Source organism: Aequorivita soesokkakensis, assembly GCF_001641085.1.
Classification (GTDB): domain Bacteria; phylum Bacteroidota; class Bacteroidia; order Flavobacteriales; family Flavobacteriaceae; genus Aequorivita; species Aequorivita soesokkakensis.
Genome location: NZ_LXIE01000021.1, coordinates 1 through 19,661 on the forward strand (window position 1 = coordinate 1; position 19,661 = coordinate 19,661).

Here is a 19,661-nt window from a genome sequence, read left to right on the forward strand (position 1 = left end):
GCTCTGCAGGCCGCAGAAATCATCGTTCACCGCAAGCTCGTTCAGAAGGTCGCAGTCATCAAAAACGCGGAGCAATGAATCATAGTCCGTAGCAGCACAAAGGGAAATGGTAACCAATTGTGGCGTACCAGTACCCGTGAACTTATAGAAAACGTCCGGAGCGGCGTTCCCGCCAGAATCCGTAGCCGTCAACGTCTCGCCCGTAACACTGTCCCCGCAAGCCAAAGCTATGGCACCGGAACAATCGTCATAAGTAACAACAGGACCGCCACAGCTAGCTGTACCAACACCTGTAATTGTATTTGTAAAAGCACCAAAGTCACCAGCGGCAAATCCAGTAGTAATCAAATAATATTCAGTACCTACAGTAAGGTTAATATCCAAAATCTGTGATGTTCCAATACCTCCTGGTCCATCATCATCTCCAGCTACAAAATTAGTAGTTTGGTCTAGTGGGTCAAAACAGGTTTCGTATAAAAAGATATAACCATCCCAGTTGCCTCCGTCTTGATCACTATCTATAGTATAAAGTCCAGTAACATCTACAGTAAATGGACCGTAAACATCATAAGAAACAGGACCTAATCCAGAACAGCAAGTACCATCAGCAAACGGTCTGTCCCAAACATCTGGGCTAGTTGCATCATCTGGTGTAACATCACTCAAGTTACAGTCACTAACTATAGAACAACCACCGCCGGTACCACCATCGCCTTCAATAGCAACAATAGTCAATTCAGCACAGTCTGCATTTACAGTTCCTAATTGAGTTACAGCTCCTGTTGTTGTATCTACAGAACAGAACTGATTAACTCCACCTCCAACATATGCACCCATGTACAAAATTCCTGTTGCTGGGTCAAAATCTGCATCTTGTGCAAAGTTAATTGCAATACCTAACGCACCAACCAATGAAGAAGTTGCTGTTGTAAGATCTACTGAATATAAATTATCATCAAGATCTGCCATAAAAGCATTTCCACTATTATCAATAGCTAACCATATTCCTGAAGGATTTGAAGCCGCACCAATAAGAGTTAAAGTTCCTGTTGTAAGATCTACAGTATAGATATTTGTTCCAGAACCTCCTCCAAAACTTGAAGCATACATTGTTCCATTTGCCTCATTCCACGCTAAGCCAGTAGGAGTATCTCCTGTGGCTAAATTTGTTAAAGGCCCTATAACTGTTTCAGCACCTGTTGCAGTATCTATTGAAACCAATGAAACATTATCATTGTTAAGGCCAAATAAAGTGCCTGATCCATCAAAATCTCCAGCAAAAACAGCTGAAGGCACATTATTACCAGGAGCAATTGTGTAAGGTCCATCTACAGGGAAAGAACCAAAATCTCCACTAGTACAAAAACCACCATCCTTTGCATATACAATAGAGACACCGCCTCCGCCACCTCCGGCTCCTTCTTCAATTGTAAGAGTATCTATACCTATATAATCCGAGTTGTTCCCGAAAGGCCCCGCATCGGTAACCCAATATCTAAAAGCAACTCTTGTATCTACAGCTCCGGCAAGACCAGTTACAGTGGCGGTAAACTCAGTCCATACATCCGGATAACCTCCAACCACTAAAGTTGGGTTAATTTCAAGCAATAATTCAGTATAAGAACCAACACTTGCAGGCCCACTAGGGTCTGTATTGGCACCTGTAGGGTCAATACGAACTTCTAATCTATCAGGGAAAGTACTTGCATCTGGAGACCTTGTCCAAAAAGTAATCTCATCACCATTCTCTAAGTTGAGTATTGGTGTAATCATAAAGTTATTAATGATTGTCCCCCCAGTGTTGTTGAAATTGGCTCCTATATATGAAGTTGGTCCTCCAGACTGTGCTGGGAAAACCGTTTCATTTCCTTGAAACCAATCAGTAAGGCCAACGGCATCACTTACATTCACAAAGCTATAACCAGCTCCAGGCAAAGTGGTGATGTCATCAAATCCTTCTGTAAGAAGAGTTGCTTGTGGAGCTCTGTTTCCACCGTTCTGCCCTCTAAAATAAGCACTCAATACTTGTCTTTCAGCAGCAGTAAATTGTTGTAAATCTAAGCCAGCTTGGTTTTCATTACTGTTAATTCTTAACAATAATTGTTCTAAAGAAACCGTAGGCTCTTGTCTGTTTTCAACACCTAAACTCCTTGAACTATAAATAGAAGTGTTAGGTTGAATAAATTGCGCTTCCATTGTAGCGATAATACTACAGAAAGCAAAAATTAGTAATGTAAATTTTTTCATGAAAATATAATTTAGTTAATATGCCCCTAAAAGTATCTAAAAAAATGTTAACGACAAAAAATTAATCAACCCCACTTAATCATATTTCATAAAAAAATCCCGCTCAAAATATGAGCGGGATTCAGTATTAAAGTATCTAAAAAATTACTTTCCTTCTACAAATGCTTCCATTACGGCATCACTTACACCCATATTGGAAAATCCGCCATCGTTATATAAATTTTGAAGTGTAACCCTTTTGGTCAAATCACTAAACATAGCAACGGTATAGTTTGCACAATCTAAAGCGGTTGCATTACCTAATGGCGACATTTTATCAGCGTAACTAATAAAACCATCAAATCCTTTAACCCCTTGTCCGGCAGTGGTTGGTGTGGGCGATTGTGAAATAGTGTTTACGCGTACTTTTTTATCCCTTCCAAAGAAATACCCAAAACTGCGCGCAATACTCTCCAAATATGCCTTATTGTCTGCCATATCATTATAGTCAGGGAAGACGCGCTGTGCAGCCATATATGTGAGCGCAATAATGCTCCCCCATTCGTTCATAGCGTCTTTTTGATAAAGCACTTGCATTGTTTTATGAAAAGAGCCTGCGGAAACGTCCCAACCTTTATGGGTAAAGTCATAATTCTGACTTGTGTAATGGTTTCCTTTTCTAACATTGATTGACATCCCAATAGAGTGAAGCACGAAATCCAATTTGCCTCCTAAAATTTCTGTTGCTTTTTCCACCAAGTTTTCAAGATCTTCCATGCTTGTTGCATCGGCAGGAATAATTTCAGAATTGGTTTTTTCAGCAAGTTCCTTTATCTGCCCCATTCGCATGGCAATGGGCGCGTTGGTCAGCACAAACTTACCTCCTTCTTCGTGCACGCGTTCTGCTGTTTTCCATGCAATTGAATTTTCATCCAATGCTCCAAAAATGATTCCCCGTTTTCCTTTTAATAAATTATACGACATGGTATTTGATGTTTTATGGTTGAATAGTTTCTCGTATTTTCAAACTTGAATTTAAAAAAGTAAAGATACATTTTAATTCAATAATTCTTTTGCATTAGCTATTGCAGCTTCCGAAAGATTTTTTCCTCCCAGCATTTGTGCTATTTCTACAATGCGTTCGTCTTCATTTAAAATTTTTAAGTGAGTGGCAGTCACCTCATTATTATCTTCTTTATAAACTTTTATGTGATGGTCGCCTTTGGCGGCAATCTGCGGCAAATGTGTAATGCTTAAAAGCTGCATCTTTAAACTCATCTTTTGCAGAATATCGGCCATTTTATTTGCAATCTCGCCAGAAACACCGGTATCTATTTCGTCAAAAACAATGGTCGGCAATTTTTTATATTCTGCTAAAACCGATTTTATCGACAACATTATCCGGCTCATTTCTCCGCCGGAAGCCACCTTCTTTAAAGGCCCAAAAGCCAAGCCTTTATTGGCGGTGAACAATAGTTGCAGCACATCGGTGCCATTGCTTTTAAACTCTTGCGAAGGAGAAAGCTCAAATTGAAACCGCGCATTCGGTAAACCCAAAGGCACTAATGTTTCCTCCAATTTTTTCTTAAGCGTAGGAATAGCTTCTTCCCTTTTTTTATGAAGCAAATCAGCTGTATTTAATGCCGTTTTTTTAAGTTCAACTTTCTGTTTCTCCAGACTTTCAATTTTATCGTCCAAGCCCAAAGTAGTATTCACTTTTTCTTCAAGTTGCTGCTCTATTTCAATCAATTCCGAAACGCTGGAAACGGAATGTTTTTGCTGTAATTTATAAAGTGTCTGCAATTTTTCATTTACCTGAAAAAGCATTTCGGGATCTGCCTCAATTTTTTCGGCGGAATTATTCACTTCCGCAGAAATATCTTCCAACTCAATAATCGCGCTGTTTAAACGCTGCCAAAAATCCTCGAATGTTTTTGAAAATTCTTTTATGCGCCCCAAAACAATACGCGCTTCTTTTGCGCTTTGCAAAGTGCCAATCTGTTCGGCGTCTAAAAGTTGGTTTACATTGGCAAGTGCTTCTTGAATTGCCTCCGCATTGTTCAATGTCTCGTATGATTCTTCAAGCTCTTGCTGGTTTATTTTTTTTAAAACTGCCAGTTGCAATTCATTGTACAGAAAAGTGTTGTAATCCAATTCTTTGGAAGCATTTTCCTTTTGAAGTTTCAAAGCGGAAAGTGCTTCGGAAGTCTTTTTGAAATCCTCAAATTGCTCTTTGTATGATTTCAAAAGTGAGCCATTCCCGGCCAATGCATCAATCACTTCCATTTGAAAATTTTCCGAAACCACTTCCAAAGTTTCGTGCTGGCTGTGAACGTCTATTAAATATGGGGAAAGCGCCTGCAACTGCGTTAGCGCAACCGGCGTGTCATTTACAAAAGCGCGGGATTTGCCGCCGGGCAGGATTTCACGGCGAATGATGGTTTGCTGTTCATAATCCAAGTCGTTTTCTTCGAAAACGTTTTCCAAACCATAATTCCCAATGGAAAAATGCCCTTCAACAATACATTTTTTTGACGCATCCTTCACGCTTCCCAAATCGGCACGTTTTCCCAACAAAAGCGCCAATGCCCCTAAAAGTATGGATTTTCCAGCGCCCGTTTCACCAGTAATAATAGTTAGGCCCTCATTAAAATCCACGCGAATGTCTTCAATAAGCGCATAGTTTTTTATGGCGAGAGTAGTTATCACTAAATTGGGTTTTGAAACTTAAAAATAATGAAAAGATGTTATATAAAAGTCAATAACATTAAATGAAAAGCGATAAATAAAAGGAGGAAAAGTTCCTTTAAATAATTAAAACTTTATCTCAGCCCAATTGGTTTGCTTAGTAGGCGCCATTCTGTTCAGGTTTTCAACCAACTTGGTAATATCAACCTGCGGCCCGCCACTGAAAATAGCCTGAATTTCATCACTTTTTGCATCAAAAAAGGTACGGACCAAAAAGGAGTTTGGGCGTCTGTCATTAATGCCTTTCAGTTTGTTGATGGCCTCTGCAATTTTCTGTTTTGCATCTTTTGGGTTTGTGGACATAATATCCAAGCCCTCACGGTGATATTGGTACATTGCATCGTGAAATTCTTTATAAACAGATGAAAGCAAGGCATCATTATAACGGAACCTTGATTGGGTACCATCATTTGCTTTCCATCCTTGAAAGTTGCTTGAAGCTGCCGTGTTTGTTATTTGTTTTGCAATTTCAAAATATTGCTCGCCTCCATTTGGCATATAAGTATCTGCATCCAAACCTAAAACGGTATATATGTGAAATGCCACCACGGAAACCAAGTTTGAACCAAAACTGTTCATATTGAAATTCAACGGTTCGTATTCCTTATAATTAAAGCTTACTTGCTTATCGTAATAATTATAAACTGGGCTATCATAGGTAGAATCAAAAACAGGTCGCGAAGATTGCACTTGAAGTGTAGCTGTAAAAGTATCGCCATCATATTGGCTTATCACCAAAGTCATATTGCAATCTATACGTTCTTGGTTTTTGTATTCCTTGTCAGTCCATTTTGTTTTGTTTACAAATTCCAGCAATTGGGTTTCAAGTGTTCGGAATATTTGCAAATTAGGTTGGCCGGTTTGTTCGGCGTCAATGTTTACGGTACAGTTAAGTTCTTGGGCGTTTACTGAAAACACAGCAACACTAAATAATAAGAAAAGTAAAATTTTACGCATTTGTCTGTTCTATAATATATTCTAAAATATCTTTTGCTACTTCTTTTTTAGGTTTAACAGGAAAAGGAAGCACTTTATTGTCTTTGGTTATCAAAGTAATTTTATTGGTGTCTGTTTGAAAACCCGCGCCTTTGTCCCGAAGCGAATTTAACACAATTAAATCTAAATTCTTTTTTTTCAGTTTCAATTTTGCGTTTTCCTCCTCGTTTTCTGTCTCTAGCGCAAAACCGACCAAGAATTGATTTTTCTTTATTTCGCCAAGCGAAGCAAGAATATCCTTGGTTTTTGAAAGACGAAGTGTTAATTCCGTGTCTTTCTTTTTAATTTTTTCCGAAGCAACTTCCGATGGACGATAATCTGCAACGGCAGCGCTTAAAATGGCTACATCAATTTTTCCGAAATATTCATGCGCAGCTTTATACATCTCTTCGGCTGAAGTAACGTGAATGATTTTTACGAAATCATTTTCAAGTTTTAAAGCCGTAGGTCCTGAAATCAAAACAACCTCAGCGCCAAGCTGTGCAGCGGTTTCAGCAATTGCATAACCCATCTTTCCGCTGGAATGGTTTCCGATGAAACGGACTGGGTCAATAGCTTCATACGTTGGTCCGGCGGTTATCAAAAATTTCTTGCCGCGAAGAGGAAGTTTTTTCAGAATATCATTTTCTAAAAAAGAAACAATTTCCTCAGGTTCGGCCATTCTGCCCTGCCCTACCAAACCGCTGGCAAGTTCGCCAAAAGCAGCCGGAATTTGAATATTTCCGAAGCTGTTCAATTTCTCAAAAGTTACTGCGGTTGTTGGATGCGCATACATATCCAAATCCATCGCTGGAGCAAAATAAACTGGGCATTTCGCTGAAAGATAACAAGCCAGCAACAAATTGTCGCTGGTGCCATTCGCCATTTTGGAAAGTGTGTTTGCGGTAGCTGGAGCCACTAAAAACAAATCTGCCCAAAGAGCCAATTCCACATGATTGTTCCATCGGAGCTCCCGATGGCTATCGGAATCGTTTTCTTCATTTGTAAAAGAAGAAAACACTTCGTTTTTTGAAAGAGTTGAAAGCGTGAGCGGAGTAACGAATTCTTTAGCAGAAGATGTCATCACAACTTTTACATTGGCTCCTTTTTTCACTAAAAGCCTAACTAAAAAAGCTGCTTTGTACGCGGCAATCCCGCCGGTAACGCCAAGCAAGATATTTTTCCCGTTCAAAACAGACATTTCTTATGTTTTGGTTTATAGTTTACAGTTAAAGCCAAATAGACTATTAACTTTTAACGAATAAGTTTACTACTCTACTACTTCGTCAGCAGTATTTCTGTAGTAGATTTTGTTTTCCAACCACTCTTGTACGGCTAAAGCGTGTGGTTTTGGAAGTTTTTCATAAAATTTTGAAACCTCAATTTGTTCCTTATTTTCAAAAATTTCTTCCAAACTGTCGTTGTAAGTGGCGAACTCATCAAGCTTTTCAAGAAGTTCTTTTTTAATGTCACCGTTTATTTGTGAAGCTCTTTTCGAGATAATCGAAATTGCTTCATAAATATTATTTGTTGGTTCATCAATCCTGTTTTTGTCTAATGTAACGGTATTGATTGGTGCATCTGAATTTTTAATATCCATAATAAAAATTAATTAAATAGTGGGTTCTGTTTCTGGGGCTACAATTCTGCTCTCTATATCCTGATAGATCTCTGTTGCTTCAGGCCCTAAATCTGTATCCTTGTAATATTTTATAAAACTGTTGTAATATCCTTTTGCGGTAATAAGTCGTTCTTGAACTAAACTTGGCACACTGTTTATTGCAAGTTTATAAGCTGCTAAAAATCTGCCGTAAAAAGCATCTTTTCTATACTTGGAACCGGGATGATCTGTAATAAAGTTATCAAACGCATCAATGGCCGCTTTTAGACCATCGTCAAGTTTAAGATATTGCATGGCAACTTCATAATCCTTCTTTTCCAATTTTTCCCTCAGCTCGGCAACCAATGTGTTAGCCTCCATTCTTTTATCTGAATTGGGATATTTGTTAATGAATTCCTGCAATTTTTCAAGTCCTTTATCAGTATCCTTTTGATCCAAAGAATATCTTGGCGAAAGCTGATAAAAACTTTTTGCCGCCTTAAATGAAGCTACCTCAGCGCTATCACTTTGTGGATATGCCTGCGTGAAACGCTCAAACTGATACCCCGAAAGATAATAGTCCTCTAGATTGTAATAAGTGTTGGCATAGATGAACATCAGTTTTTCACCCTGTGGTTTTCCCCTGTAAGCAGGCACAATCTGCTCCATCAACTTTAGTGCTTTTTTGTATTTGCCTTTTTTGTAAAGGGAATCTGCAAAGGTGTATTTTTTGCCCATATCATCCTTCCGAAGCACCCGTTGGTATTGGCTACAAGAGGAAAGAAGGATAGTAAGACAAAGTATAATAAAAAGTGGTAATCGCATGGGCTTAAAAAACATCGTGCAAAAATAGGAAATTAAACATGATTGAACAAACTTATTCTTTGGCTAAAATATTGCTCTGAAGCCTATTATTTGCAAGCCTTTTGAAATATTTAACGCATAAGTGGAAAAGAACGGTTTTAGAAATTTTTGGTAAAAGAATCTATTTTGGTTCTCAAACTGTCGCTAACCCCCACTAAAGGAAGCCTTACGGTATCGCCACAAATTCCTAATGATTTAAAAACAGACTTAATCCCCGCAGGGTTTCCCTCAGCGAAAATATAGTCAATTGCCGGAGCTATTTTATAATGAATTTCATAAGCTTTATCAACTTTTCTATCCAAGCCTAATTTCACCATTTTTGAAAATTCCTTTGGAAAACCTTCGCCAATAACCGAGATCACTCCGGCCCCGCCAGCAAGAATCATTGGCAGCGTTACCATATCATCGCCTGAAATTACCAAGAAATCTTTTGGGCAACCGGAAATCAATTTCATTGCCTGTACAATATCGCCCGCGGCTTCTTTTATGGCAACAATCTTTTCAAAATCATTTGCCAATCTAATTACCGTTTCTGGAAGCATGTTTGAAGCTGTCCTACCTGGAACATTATATAAAATTATCGGTAAGGGAGCCTGTTTAGCAATCGCTGCAAAGTGTTGGTATATCCCTTCCTGCGTAGGTTTATTATAATATGGCGAAACCGAAAGAATTGCCGTGAAAGCTGAAAGGTCACGGGTATTCATTTCAGAAATAACCTCTTGGGTATTGTTGCCACCAATTCCTAAAACCAAAGGCAACCGCCCATTGTTTGCAGTAATTATTGTATCGATAACAACTTGCTTTTCTTCTTTTGAAAGTGTTGCGCTTTCGGCAGTGGTTCCCAAAACCACCAAATAGTCAATTCCGTTTTCAATATTGAAATTCACCACATTTTTAAGCCCTTCCACATCTACTGAAAAATCACTTTTAAAAGGTGTGATGAGTGCTACGCCCGTTCCTACTAATTCTTTCATATCAATCTATTTTTTTAAATATTTTCAAATATTTTTTTACCTCACTTTTAAAAACTTCCGGTTGCTGCAGGTCAACAGTTATAAGTAAATCGAAAAGCCGCTCATCAGCATCATTAAAACCTACTTTAAATTTCGCTTTGCTCTGTGCAACCATTGCACTCAAAAATCTGTGCTTTTCTTTATAGAAGCCAATCAAAACATCAAACGGAAAATCGAGAAATTCCTGTGCGTTTTGGTTGTGAATTTCACCGCGCCACGTAAATTCCTTATTGGTTATTTGGTTTTGCCGAAGCGATGGAATTTTTCTTCTCGTTTCCACAAAAGTGAAAAGTTTCACATCTTTCCGCTGCAAACCAAGTTCTCTTCCAAATTCATAAAGCATTTCAAAATCGTCAAAAAAAGCTTCGTCCACCAAAAAACCCAAATACTTTAAAGATGTATTCCTTTGTGAAATATCACGCTCGGTCAAGTTTTTTTCGGTGTGTTTTTTTAAGGAATGATGTTTTACTTTTTTCAACATGGAACGCCCAATTCTTGTGTGGCAAAAATAGTTTTTTTCAACGCTTTTCTGCTTTCAATTAAGAAATCATTTGCAAAAAATCATCTTCGGAAATAATTGAAACGCCCAAACTCTCCGCCTTTGTTTTTTTGCTCGGCCCCATATTGTCGCCCGCAACCACATAATTTGTTTTGGACGAAATGGAACTGGAAACCTTGCCGCCGTTATCTTCAATCAATTTTTTAAGCTCATCACGAGAAACTTTTGTAAAAACGCCGGAAACTACAAAGGTATTTCCTTGTAAAACATCCGTTTGATTGGCGAGTTTTTCTGCGGAAATTTCCAATTGAACGCCATAATTCTTTAAACGTTCAATGGTTTCAATATTCTCTTCGGAAGCGAAAAAGGAAACTACACTTTGGGCAATTCGTTCGCCGATTTCATCAACGGTTGTCAATTCCTCTTCGGAAGCATTTTTTAAGGCATCGATGGTTTTGTAATGCTTTGCCAGTTTTTTGGCAACTGTTTCGCCAACATAACGTATTCCCAAGGCGAACAGCACTCTTTCAAAAGGAATTTGTTTTGAAGCCTCAATTCCTTTTATCATATTTTCGGCACTTTTCTGCGCCATGCGTTCCAAAGGAATTATCTGTTCTTCTTTCAAAAGATACAAATCCGCATAATTATTTATCAAACCATTGTTCACTAAAAGTGTCACGGTTTCACCACCCAAACCTTCAATGTCCATCGCCTTTCGCGAAATGAAATGCTGAATACGCCCGATAATCTGTGGCGGACAACTTTCTGCATTTGGGCAATAATGTTGGGCTTCGCCTTCGGTGCGGAACAAAGTAGTTCCGCATTCGGGACATTCGGTTATATAATCTGTTGGTGAAGAATTTGGATCGCGCTGTGTAAAATCCACTCCAATTATCTTCGGAATTATTTCGCCTCCCTTTTCAACAAAAACGGTATCGCCTTCGCGAATATCTAGTTTTTCAATTTGATCTGCGTTGTGCAATGAAGCACGTTTCACAATTGTTCCCGCCAATTCAACGGGCTCCAAATTTGCTACGGGCGTGATTGCGCCAGTTCTTCCAACTTGATAGGTTATTTGGTTTAATACCGTGGAAACCTGCTCTGCCTTAAATTTATATGCCATCGCCCAACGTGGCGATTTTGCAGTATAACCCAGCTCTTCCTGTTGTTGCAGATTGTTCACCTTCACCACTATCCCATCGGTTTCGTATGGCAATTCGTGACGATGAACATCCCAATAATTTACAAATTCCAAAACCTCATCCAGATTTTTGGCGAGTTTGGCTGCTTCGGGAACCTTAAAACCCCATTCTCGAGCTTTATCTAAACTTTCAAATTGTGTTTTTATAGGAAGCCGTTCGCCTTTCAAACTGTATAAAAGACAGTCCAAAGGACGCTTTGCAACTTCGGAACTATCTTGCAGTTTTAAGCTTCCCGAAGCTGTGTTTCTTGGATTTCGGTAAGGTTCTTCGCCCAGTTCAACCCTTTCGGCGTTCATCTTTGCGAAACCTTCAAAAGGAAGAACAATTTCACCGCGAATATCAAACAAGGGCGGGTAATCGCCTTTCAATTGTAACGGCACGGAACGGATGGTTTTTACGTTTGCGGTAACGTCATCGCCCTGAAAACCATCGCCACGGGTCACTGCTTTTTTCAGCTTTCCATTTTCATAAGTTAGGCTGATGGATGCGCCGTCATATTTAAGTTCACAAGTGAATTCCACTTTGCCGTCCACCATTTTTTCGATACGCTTTTCCCAGTCTTCCAAATCTTCTTTTGAATAGGAATTGTCCAAGGAAAACATTCTGTAAGTATGCGGTACGGTTTCAAAATTCTTGGTTATTTCGCCACCAACCCTTAAAGTTGGCGAATTGGCATCATAAAACTCGGGATGCGCTTTTTCCAGCTCTTGAAGTTGCTTTAGTTTTTGGTCAAATTCAAAGTCGGAAATTGTTGGTGTATCGAGTACGTAATAGTTGTAGTTATGTTCGCGAAGCTCTTTGCGAAGAGAGTTGATTTGTTGTTGAATGTCCATAGAACAAATATAAAATTTTAAACCTCACAGCTTTTTAAAAACGGTGAGGTTATTAATGAAATTTTCAACAAATTATTAGCAATTAATCATCCAAAAATATATTGCGAACCAAGGCTGCGCAAAGTCCGCCAGCAATTGGCGCAACGATGAAAAGCCAAAGCTGCTGAAGTGCCATTCCGCCAGCAAAAAGCGCTGGGCCCAAACTACGCGCGGGATTCACGGAGGTACCCGTAATTGGAATAACAACCATATGTATCAATGCCAAGGAAATACCAATGGCAAGCCCTGCCATCATTGGCGAAGTATGTTTGGAAGCAGTTGCTCCGAAAATCACCATTAAGAAAAGGAAGGTGAATGCAAATTCTGCAATTAGCGCAGACTTCATATCGTATTCCCCGAGATAACCAGGACCCCAGCCGTTAGCGCCTAAGCCCCATTCAGGCATTGAAAAGCCAGCACTTCCGGTAGCCAAAACATACAGTAAACCTGCCGCTGCAATGGCTCCTATACATTGCGAAATTATATACCCAACGGTATCTTTTGCGGAGAGTTTTCCCGCAGCTAGCATAGCTATTGAAATTGCTGGGTTAATGTGACAGCCCGAAATGGGGCCAATGGTATAAACCATTACCAAAACTGCAAAACCAAATGCGAGGGAAATACCCAAAAGCCCAATTCCGGCAGGACCAGAATGGGTTACGCTAGCAATAGTTGCAGCGCCACAGCCAAATAAAACTAATGCAAAGGTGCCGAGTGCTTCGGCAAAATACTTTTTTGATGAATTCATTTTCAATTATTTAAGAGGTTAGACAACTTAAATTTAGGAAAATGAGTCTATTAAAAGAAATTTGTTAAAAAGGAAGGTTAAAATGTTGATAATACGTTATGTTCTGTCAGAATTCAGCCACTTTGGAAGCTGCGGTGTCTTGAATTCCTCCATTTTTTTAAGAAGTCCTTTTGGGCTGGAATCTACCAAAAGCAGATTGTAGTTGTCCATGGAAAGGAAGCCTTTGCGCACCATGGTTTCGAGCATTCTTATAAGATCATTGTAGAAACCGTTTATATTCAGTAACCCGATTGGCTTTTGATGTAGCCCTAACTGAAGCCAAGTTATAATTTCGAAAAGCTCTTCCAGCGTGCCCATTCCACCTGGAAGCGCGATAAAACCATCGCTTGCTTCCTGCATTTTTAGTTTGCGTTCGTGCATATTTTCAGTAGTGATGAGCTCCGTAAGCCCAAGATGCACAACTTCTTTCTTCTTTAAAAAATTGGGGATAATGCCGATAACCTTTCCATTGTTATCCAAAACACTTTTGGCAATGGTGCCCATTACTCCTATTTTCGCGGCACCGTAAACAAGACTGATATTACGCTCAGCGAAGATTTCACCAAGTTTTTTAGCAGCATCTGTTATCGCGAGGTCGTTGCCGTCGCTACTGCCGCAGAAAACGCATATTTTTTCAAGTTTGTTCATCTTTCTCTGAGTAACTCTGCGGTTCTCTGAGCAACTCTGCGTTATAGCTATTTCACGGAGCTACACAGAGAAAACACGAAGTTTCGCAGAGGTTTATATATTACATTTCAACATTCGGTCTTTTCCGAAGATGTCCTTTTTTATTTCAATATTTTGAAATCCTTCGATTTTTAAAAGCTCGGTCAATTCATCAGCAAGGTACTCATTAATCTCGAAAAATAATTTTCCATTGGCCTTCAAATGGTTTTTTGCCAATTGGGAAATGACTCGATAAAAAAGTAATGGGTCTTTATCTTTAACATATAAGGCTGAATCAGGCTCATACTTCAAAACGTTTTGTTGCATTTGCTTTTTTTCCAGTTCGCGAACGTATGGCGGATTGGAAACGATAACATCGTATTGCTTCGGAAGCGTTTTAGTTTTTAAAATATCGGCTTGAATGAAATCAACTTTTACTTCATTTAGTTCTGAATTTTGCTGTGCAACTTTTAAAGCTTGTTCGGAAATATCCAATGCGAAAATTTTGGAATCAGGAAGGTTTTTAGCAAGTGAAATAGCAATGCAACCGGAACCAGTGCCAATGTCTAAAAATTCTGAATTCTGAATTCTGAATTCTGAATTATTTAAAATCCATTCAACCAATTCCTCCGTTTCTGGGCGGGGAATTAAGGTGTGTTGGTTTACTTTGAAAGGAAGGCTGAAAAATTCTGTTTCTCCTAATATATATTGAATGGGCTCGTAATTTTTTAGGCGAAGCAATGCTGCCTGAAATTTTTCGGCATCTTCTTTTGAGATTTCCTTTTCGGGATTCAACGCAATTTCTATTCTCGAAAGATTTAAATATTTTTCAGAAAGTATGTTGAAAAACGATTGTATTTCTTCCGAAGGATAAATTCCTGAAAGAGTTGTGGTGAAGTTTTTTTTTAGTTCTGCTAAATTCAAAATTATTTTTTCGAAAGCACTTCGACTGCCCTTCGACTACGCTCAGGACGGGCTACTCAATGTGACATTTGTTTCTAATATTTGGGGTTTGATTTTTTAAAGTGTTTTAATCATATGCACCGGGCAGGAATAATGGCCCGTGTCGCCCATTGCGCAATCTATATATTCAAAACCAGCTTGTTTGTATAGTTTTTGGGCGTGGGTCATATATTCCATGGTTTCAAGATATATTTTTTCGAAACCAAACTCACTCGCTTTTGCCAAACAAAATTCCATCATTTGCGCTCCAACTCCCCTGCCTCTAGCTTCGGGAAGAAAATACATTTTTTGGAGCTCGCAGATATTGCCTTCAAAATTATCAAGTTGGGCAATACCAGCGCCGCCTATTATTTTGTCGTTTTCTTCAACCACAAAATAAACGGCCTTGGGTTTTTGATAGGTTTCAAACATACAATCCAAAGATTTATCGGCATAAGCAGTACCCACTTTCGGCACGTTGAAATCTTCCAAAACGCTGCGTATCACTTTGGCAATTTGTGGATTGTCCTTCTTTTCAATAAGACGGATTATTGGTGTGTTCATTCTAATTAAATCCTTGTATTTTTACGCTGTGAAGATACACGAAAAATATATGTTGCGTTGCACACAACTGGCCAAAAATGGGCTGGGAACTACCTATCCAAATCCGTTGGTGGGAAGCGTGATTGTTCATAATGACAGAATTATTGGCGAAGGTTGGCACTATAAAGCAGGACAACCGCATGCGGAAGTTAACGCCATCGCGAACGTGAGCGAAGCGAACTTATTGAAAGGGGCAACTATTTACGTGAGTTTGGAACCGTGCAGCCATTTTGGGAAAACACCTCCCTGCGCCAATTTGATTATTGAATGCGGCATTAAAAAAGTAGTGGTAGGCAGTTTGGATCCAAATCCAAAAGTTGCAGGGCGCGGCATTAAAAAACTAATGGAGGCTGGTTGCGAAGTAATTGTAGGCATTTTGGAAAATGAATGTGATGAGCTGAACAAACGTTTTTTCACCTTTCACCAAAAAAAGAGGCCTTATATTTTTCTGAAATGGGCTGAAACTGCTGATGGCTTTATTTCCCCCAAAAATGAATCCCGAAACGAAATAAAACCCATTTGGATTACAAATGAATTTTCGCGGCAATTGGTTCATAAAATGCGCGCGGATGAACAGGCTATTTTAGTTGGTACGAATACTGTTTTGCAGGATAATCCATCGCTAACGGTTCGCGAATGGGCTGGAGAAAATCCTGTGCGAATTGTTATTGACAGAAGTTTAAAACTTTCTCAAGATTTTTCAGTTTTTGATGGAACTGCTAAAACCATTGTTTTCAATGAAAAGGAAACAAAAATTTCAGAAAATTTAGATTTGGAAAAGATTGATTTTCCCAAAGAAATTCCGCAGCAAATCTGCCAAGCGCTTTTCAAAAGAGAAATTCAGTCCGTTATAATTGAAGGCGGCGCGAAGACATCGCAATCTTTTATTGACGCAAATCTTTGGGACGAAGCGTTTGTTTTTATGGGAACTGCTAATTTCAGCGAAGGAACAAAAGCCCCGACTTTTAAAGGAATTATGGTTTCCGAAGAAAAAATAAAAGAAGATACTTTCCGAACTTATAAAAACACAACTACTTGATAGCACTAGCGCTTAGCATACTTTCTTCCACGATAATTTTTGTGGCTTTCAAGCTTTTTTCAAAGTTTAAAATCAACACTTTGCACGCTATTGTTGTAAATTATTTGGTGGCTTGTTGTTGCGGGTTACTTTTTCAGGAGAATGAAATAAATATTGCCGCAATTGCACAACATTCCTGGTTTCCCTTTGCGTTAGGTTTGGGCGCTTTATTTATAACGGTTTTCAATTTAATGGCGCTTACCACACAACGCAGCGGACTTTCGGTAGTTTCGGTGGCTACAAAAATGAGCGTTGTGATTCCGGTGGTTTTCGGGTTGCTTTACTATAAAGAGAGTTTAGGGATTTTAAAATTTCTCGGAATTGTTTTAGCGTTGATGGCTGTTTATCTCGCTTCCATCAAAACAAAGGATGGATTAAAAATAAAAACGTCCAATTTCATCTTTCCCATATTGGTTTTTTTGGGCAGCGGAATTATTGACACTGCCATAAAATATTTGGAAGGGGAACATGTAGCCAAGAATGACACACCTATTTTCTCTGCCACCATCTTTGCTTCCGCAGCAATCCTGGGAATTCTACTTTTGTGTTTTCACGCAGTTCAGGGGAAGTTTAAATTTCAGTTTAAAAACGTTTTGGGCGGAATTGGACTCGGTATCCCCAATTACTTTTCCGTCTATTTTTTGGTACAAGCACTGCGAAGCGATATTTTGGAAAGCTCAGGAATTTTTACGGTTAACAATGTTGCGATTGTAATGTTTTCGACCCTGGTCGGAATTTTACTTTTCAAAGAAAAATTATTGCCGAAAAATTGGATAGGGATTGGGCTGGCTATTCTTGGGATTTTGTTTATTGCCTTGGAAAAATGGTAGGGTGCGGGATGACTGCTGAAAAAATAGAAGAAAATATTGAATACGGAGAAAGACACATATAAAACAATTTTAAAACCTTCAAAAGAAGTTCTTTTTAAGGAGAAAGGAAGTAAATTCTTTGGCTATGCTTTCCCAGTTTTTTCAGATGAAAATGTAAAAGAACACATCGAAAAACTTAAAAAGCAGCATCATTCCGCACGGCACTTTTGCTATGCTTGGCAGCTCGGAAAAAGCTACGAGCATTACCGCGCCAACGATGATGGCGAACCTTCAAACAGTGCTGGAATGCCTATTTATGGACAATTGTTATCTTTTGAAATAACGAATGTTTTGGTTGCTGTGGTGCGATATTTTGGCGGTACGAAACTAGGCGTGGGTGGCTTGATCCAAGCCTATAAAACAACCGCCCAAATGGCTTTGGAAAATTGTAAAATAGTAGAAAGAACTATCGATGAAACCTTTCTTTTAAAATTTGAATATCCCGAAATGAATACCGTAATGCGGATAATCAAAGACGAAGACCTCAACCTCGTCAATCAAAAAATGGAACTGGATTGCGAATTTGAAATTGCCGTTCGTAAAAAAGAAGCCGACCGCATTTTTGAGTTGTTTGAAAATACCCACAAAATAGAAATCACAATAAAACAAATCCCAAATTCCAAAATTTAAAAATTTTATTATTTGGGATTTGGGATTTGGGATTTTTTAAGGTCTTTTTTTATGAAAGTTTTTCCAATAAATACTGTGGTGCCTTCATCAACTTTTTTGTGGTGCTGTTCACAAAAACCAAAACAGTGGTCGCAGTGATTAAAAGTTGTTTGGACTCATTATAAATTTCATAGTAAAATTCAATTTTTACAGTTGGCAATTGCTTCAAAGTTGTCTTTACAGTAAGCAAATCATCATAAAAAGCAGGCAATTTATAATCAATACTTAAATGCACAACAGGCAGGTGTACATCGTTGGCTTCCATCCATTTATATGAAAAACCGAGCTCGCGGAGCCATTCGGTTCTACCTTGCTCCAAGTACTGTGCATAGTTACCGTAATAAACAATACCCATCTGGTCTGTCTCGCCATAGCGAACCCTAATCTGTGTAAGTGTATTCTTCAAAATTTTGTGTTAATTACAAAAAGTTTTTTTGTAGTTTTATCGAAAGGGAAGTATGGGAAAAAAAAACTAAAAATTCAACCCTATTGTAGTTTTTTTTATAACTTTTTTGTTCACATATTTGCACTGTTAGGAAATAGCCCGGAAACACTCCATCCCCTATTTTTTGACCACACCTTTTAAAAAACAAAAAACACAACTTTTAACTATGAGCAAAACTGCGGAATCGGTTTGGAACAATTGTTTGGCTTTTATCGAAGATAACATAACTTCGCAAGCATACAAAACTTGGTTCGAGCCCATTAAAGCGGTAAAGTTAACAGACAATGCTCTTAGTATTCAAGTTCCTAGCAAGTTTTTTTACGAATGGCTTGAGGAACACTACGTTAAGATTCTAAAAGTTGCACTTACGAAGGAATTGGGCCAAACTGCCAAACTTGTTTACATCATAAAGATGGAAAATACATACGGCAACAAGCAACCTTTCACCGAAAAAATACCAAGTTCAAACCGAAGCAACCTGCAATCACAGGAAGTTGATGTGCCTTTGAAAAACAAAAGCCCGGAACTGAAAAATCCGTTTGTAATTCCTGGTATTCGCAACGTAAAAATTGAGTCGCAACTAAATCCCAATTATAATTTTGAAAGTTTTCTTGAAGGTGAATCAAATAGATTGGCACGTTCTGCAGGTTTAGCTGTGGCCAACAAACCCGGTGGAACTTCTTTCAACCCATTGCTTATTTTTGGCGGTGTCGGTTTGGGAAAAACACATTTGGGCCATGCTATCGGAGTTGATATAAAAGATAAATACCCAGAAAAAACCGTGCTGTATATTTCCGCGGAAAAGTTTACGCAGCAATATATTGAATCGGTTAAAAAGAACAATCGCAACGATTTTATTCACTTCTATCAAATTATTGATGTATTGATTGTTGATGACATTCAACTGCTTTCCGGAAAGGCTGGAACACAGGATGTTTTCTTCCATATTTTTAATCATTTACACCAAAATGGCAAGCAGGTTATTTTAACCAGTGACAAAGCACCGGTTGATATGATTGACATTGAACAACGATTGCTTTCCCGTTTCAAATGGGGACTTTCTGCAGAATTGAACCATCCTGATTACGACACCCGCGTTGCAATCATAAAAAACAAGCTGTACCGCGATGGCGTGGAAATGCCTGAGGATATAGTGGAATTTTTGGCAAACAACATCAAAACAAACATTCGCGAACTGGAAGGCGCCATTATATCATTGATCGCCCATTCCTCTTTTAACAAAAAGGAAATCACCATTGATCTTGCGCGCAAGATTGTTGACAATTATGTGAAACATACCAAACGTGAAGTTTCCATAGACTACATCCAAAAAGTGGTGAGTGATTATTTCCAGATGGATGTAGATACACTTCAATCAAAGACCCGTAAAAGGCACATCGTGCAGGCACGCCAATTAGCAATGTTTTTTGCTAAGAAATTCACCAAAGCATCCCTTGCCTCCATCGGTTCACAAATTGGGCAACGCGATCACGCAACCGTACTTCACGCTTGCAAAACGGTTGACAATCTTTCAACTACCGATAAGCAATTCCGCAAGTATGTGGAAGACCTTAACAAAAAGTTGACGCTTTAGTCATTTTAG

Annotated in this window: 19 protein-coding genes; 4 read left to right on the forward strand and 15 right to left on the reverse strand. The window is 38.8% G+C overall.

Annotated features, from left to right (window positions below; all coding sequences use genetic code 11):
- The 14 genes from A7A78_RS08140 to A7A78_RS08205 all read right to left on the reverse strand — a co-directional run.
- On the reverse strand, positions 1–2,247 hold a 2,247-nt coding region (locus tag A7A78_RS08140), incomplete at its 3' end, for a choice-of-anchor J domain-containing protein (RefSeq protein ID WP_131811119.1).
- A 144-nt stretch (positions 2,248–2,391) separates the two neighbouring features.
- Positions 2,392–3,210 carry an enoyl-ACP reductase FabI gene (locus A7A78_RS08145; protein ID WP_068761965.1) on the reverse strand — a complete coding sequence of 273 codons (819 nt, stop codon included), beginning with the start codon at positions 3,208–3,210 and terminating at the stop codon, positions 2,392–2,394.
- 72 nt (positions 3,211–3,282) lie between these two features.
- Positions 3,283–4,935, reverse strand: coding sequence for a DNA repair protein RecN (gene recN, locus A7A78_RS08150; protein ID WP_068761966.1), 1,653 nt, complete (start codon positions 4,933–4,935; stop codon positions 3,283–3,285).
- 105 nt (positions 4,936–5,040) lie between these two features.
- Positions 5,041–5,931, reverse strand: a complete 891-nt coding sequence (porD, locus tag A7A78_RS08155) for a type IX secretion system protein PorD (RefSeq protein WP_068761967.1) — start codon at positions 5,929–5,931, stop codon at positions 5,041–5,043.
- Positions 5,924–7,150 carry a bifunctional phosphopantothenoylcysteine decarboxylase/phosphopantothenate--cysteine ligase CoaBC gene (gene coaBC / locus A7A78_RS08160; protein ID WP_068761968.1) on the reverse strand — a complete coding sequence of 409 codons (1,227 nt, stop codon included), beginning with the start codon at positions 7,148–7,150 and terminating at the stop codon, positions 5,924–5,926. Before coaBC ends, porD begins: the two co-directional genes overlap by 8 nt.
- Before the next feature lie 69 nt (positions 7,151–7,219).
- Complete coding sequence (locus A7A78_RS08165) at positions 7,220–7,549, reverse strand: DNA-directed RNA polymerase subunit omega (protein WP_207489348.1); 330 nt, start codon at positions 7,547–7,549, stop codon at positions 7,220–7,222.
- Between the two features lie 12 nt (positions 7,550–7,561).
- Positions 7,562–8,374 (reverse strand): outer membrane protein assembly factor BamD, encoded by an 813-nt coding sequence (locus tag A7A78_RS08170; RefSeq protein WP_094746084.1) that lies wholly within the window; start codon positions 8,372–8,374, stop codon positions 7,562–7,564.
- A 137-nt stretch (positions 8,375–8,511) separates the two neighbouring features.
- On the reverse strand, positions 8,512–9,387 hold the full coding sequence (dapA, locus tag A7A78_RS08175) for a 4-hydroxy-tetrahydrodipicolinate synthase (RefSeq protein WP_068761971.1): 876 nt from the start codon (positions 9,385–9,387) through the stop codon (positions 8,512–8,514).
- A 1-nt stretch (position 9,388) separates the two neighbouring features.
- Positions 9,389–9,907, reverse strand: a complete 519-nt coding sequence (locus A7A78_RS08180) for a DUF6913 domain-containing protein (RefSeq protein ID WP_068761972.1) — start codon at positions 9,905–9,907, stop codon at positions 9,389–9,391.
- Positions 9,908–9,965: 58 nt separating this feature from the next.
- Complete coding sequence (gene ligA / locus A7A78_RS08185; protein ID WP_068761973.1) at positions 9,966–11,960, reverse strand: NAD-dependent DNA ligase LigA; 1,995 nt, start codon at positions 11,958–11,960, stop codon at positions 9,966–9,968.
- 82 nt (positions 11,961–12,042) lie between these two features.
- Positions 12,043–12,747: an MIP family channel protein gene (locus A7A78_RS08190; protein ID WP_068761974.1), complete on the reverse strand. Its 705-nt coding sequence runs from the start codon at positions 12,745–12,747 to the stop codon at positions 12,043–12,045.
- A gap of 96 nt (positions 12,748–12,843) precedes the next feature.
- Positions 12,844–13,434, reverse strand: a complete 591-nt coding sequence (locus A7A78_RS08195; protein ID WP_068761975.1) for an LOG family protein — start codon at positions 13,432–13,434, stop codon at positions 12,844–12,846.
- Positions 13,435–13,527: 93 nt separating this feature from the next.
- The gene (gene prmC, locus A7A78_RS08200) at positions 13,528–14,376 is read right to left on the reverse strand and encodes a peptide chain release factor N(5)-glutamine methyltransferase (protein ID WP_068761976.1); all 849 of its coding nucleotides are present in this window, start codon (positions 14,374–14,376) and stop codon (positions 13,528–13,530) included.
- A 96-nt stretch (positions 14,377–14,472) separates the two neighbouring features.
- Complete coding sequence (locus tag A7A78_RS08205) at positions 14,473–14,958, reverse strand: GNAT family N-acetyltransferase (protein ID WP_068761977.1); 486 nt, start codon at positions 14,956–14,958, stop codon at positions 14,473–14,475.
- Positions 14,959–14,986: 28 nt separating this feature from the next.
- Here A7A78_RS08205 and ribD point away from each other — a divergent pair, with 28 nt between their 5' ends.
- Genes ribD through A7A78_RS08220 form a run of 3 tightly spaced genes read left to right on the forward strand, consistent with a single transcriptional unit; the run spans position 14,987 to position 17,574 of the window.
- On the forward strand, positions 14,987–16,036 hold the full coding sequence (gene ribD / locus A7A78_RS08210; protein ID WP_068761978.1) for a bifunctional diaminohydroxyphosphoribosylaminopyrimidine deaminase/5-amino-6-(5-phosphoribosylamino)uracil reductase RibD: 1,050 nt from the start codon (positions 14,987–14,989) through the stop codon (positions 16,034–16,036).
- Complete coding sequence (locus tag A7A78_RS08215; RefSeq protein WP_068761979.1) at positions 16,033–16,905, forward strand: DMT family transporter; 873 nt, start codon at positions 16,033–16,035, stop codon at positions 16,903–16,905. Before ribD ends, A7A78_RS08215 begins: the two co-directional genes overlap by 4 nt.
- 36 nt (positions 16,906–16,941) lie before the next feature.
- Positions 16,942–17,574 carry an IMPACT family protein gene (locus tag A7A78_RS08220; RefSeq protein WP_068761980.1) on the forward strand — a complete coding sequence of 211 codons (633 nt, stop codon included), beginning with the start codon at positions 16,942–16,944 and terminating at the stop codon, positions 17,572–17,574.
- A gap of 49 nt (positions 17,575–17,623) precedes the next feature.
- Here the strand turns inward: A7A78_RS08220 and A7A78_RS08225 are convergent, their stop codons facing one another.
- Positions 17,624–18,019 carry an acyl-CoA thioesterase gene (locus A7A78_RS08225; RefSeq protein ID WP_094746082.1) on the reverse strand — a complete coding sequence of 132 codons (396 nt, stop codon included), beginning with the start codon at positions 18,017–18,019 and terminating at the stop codon, positions 17,624–17,626.
- A 205-nt stretch (positions 18,020–18,224) separates the two neighbouring features.
- Between A7A78_RS08225 and dnaA the strand changes: the two genes are divergently transcribed.
- A complete protein-coding gene (gene dnaA / locus A7A78_RS08230) occupies positions 18,225–19,652 on the forward strand; it encodes a chromosomal replication initiator protein DnaA (protein ID WP_068761982.1) in 1,428 nt (475 codons plus the stop codon).
- Positions 19,653–19,661 lie beyond the last annotated feature (9 nt).

Bases quoted from the DNA above. Each gene is read 5' to 3' on its own strand.
- dapA (WP_068761971.1), bottom strand. From the start codon at position 9,387: ATGAAAGAATTAGTAGGAACGGGCGTAGCACTCATCACACCTTTTAAA.
- ligA (WP_068761973.1), bottom strand. From the start codon at position 11,960: ATGGACATTCAACAACAAATCAACTCTCTTCGCAAAGAGCTTCGCGAA.
- A7A78_RS08190 (WP_068761974.1), bottom strand. From the start codon at position 12,747: ATGAATTCATCAAAAAAGTATTTTGCCGAAGCACTCGGCACCTTTGCA.
- dnaA (WP_068761982.1), top strand. From the start codon at position 18,225: ATGAGCAAAACTGCGGAATCGGTTTGGAACAATTGTTTGGCTTTTATC.
- A7A78_RS08170 (WP_094746084.1), bottom strand. From the start codon at position 8,374: ATGCGATTACCACTTTTTATTATACTTTGTCTTACTATCCTTCTTTCC.
- A7A78_RS08205 (WP_068761977.1), bottom strand. From the start codon at position 14,958: ATGAACACACCAATAATCCGTCTTATTGAAAAGAAGGACAATCCACAA.
- A7A78_RS08165 (WP_207489348.1), bottom strand. From the start codon at position 7,549: ATGGATATTAAAAATTCAGATGCACCAATCAATACCGTTACATTAGAC.
- coaBC (WP_068761968.1), bottom strand. From the start codon at position 7,150: ATGTCTGTTTTGAACGGGAAAAATATCTTGCTTGGCGTTACCGGCGGG.
- A7A78_RS08145 (WP_068761965.1), bottom strand. From the start codon at position 3,210: ATGTCGTATAATTTATTAAAAGGAAAACGGGGAATCATTTTTGGAGCA.
- porD (WP_068761967.1), bottom strand. From the start codon at position 5,931: ATGCGTAAAATTTTACTTTTCTTATTATTTAGTGTTGCTGTGTTTTCA.
- A7A78_RS08195 (WP_068761975.1), bottom strand. From the start codon at position 13,434: ATGAACAAACTTGAAAAAATATGCGTTTTCTGCGGCAGTAGCGACGGC.
- A7A78_RS08180 (WP_068761972.1), bottom strand. From the start codon at position 9,907: ATGTTGAAAAAAGTAAAACATCATTCCTTAAAAAAACACACCGAAAAA.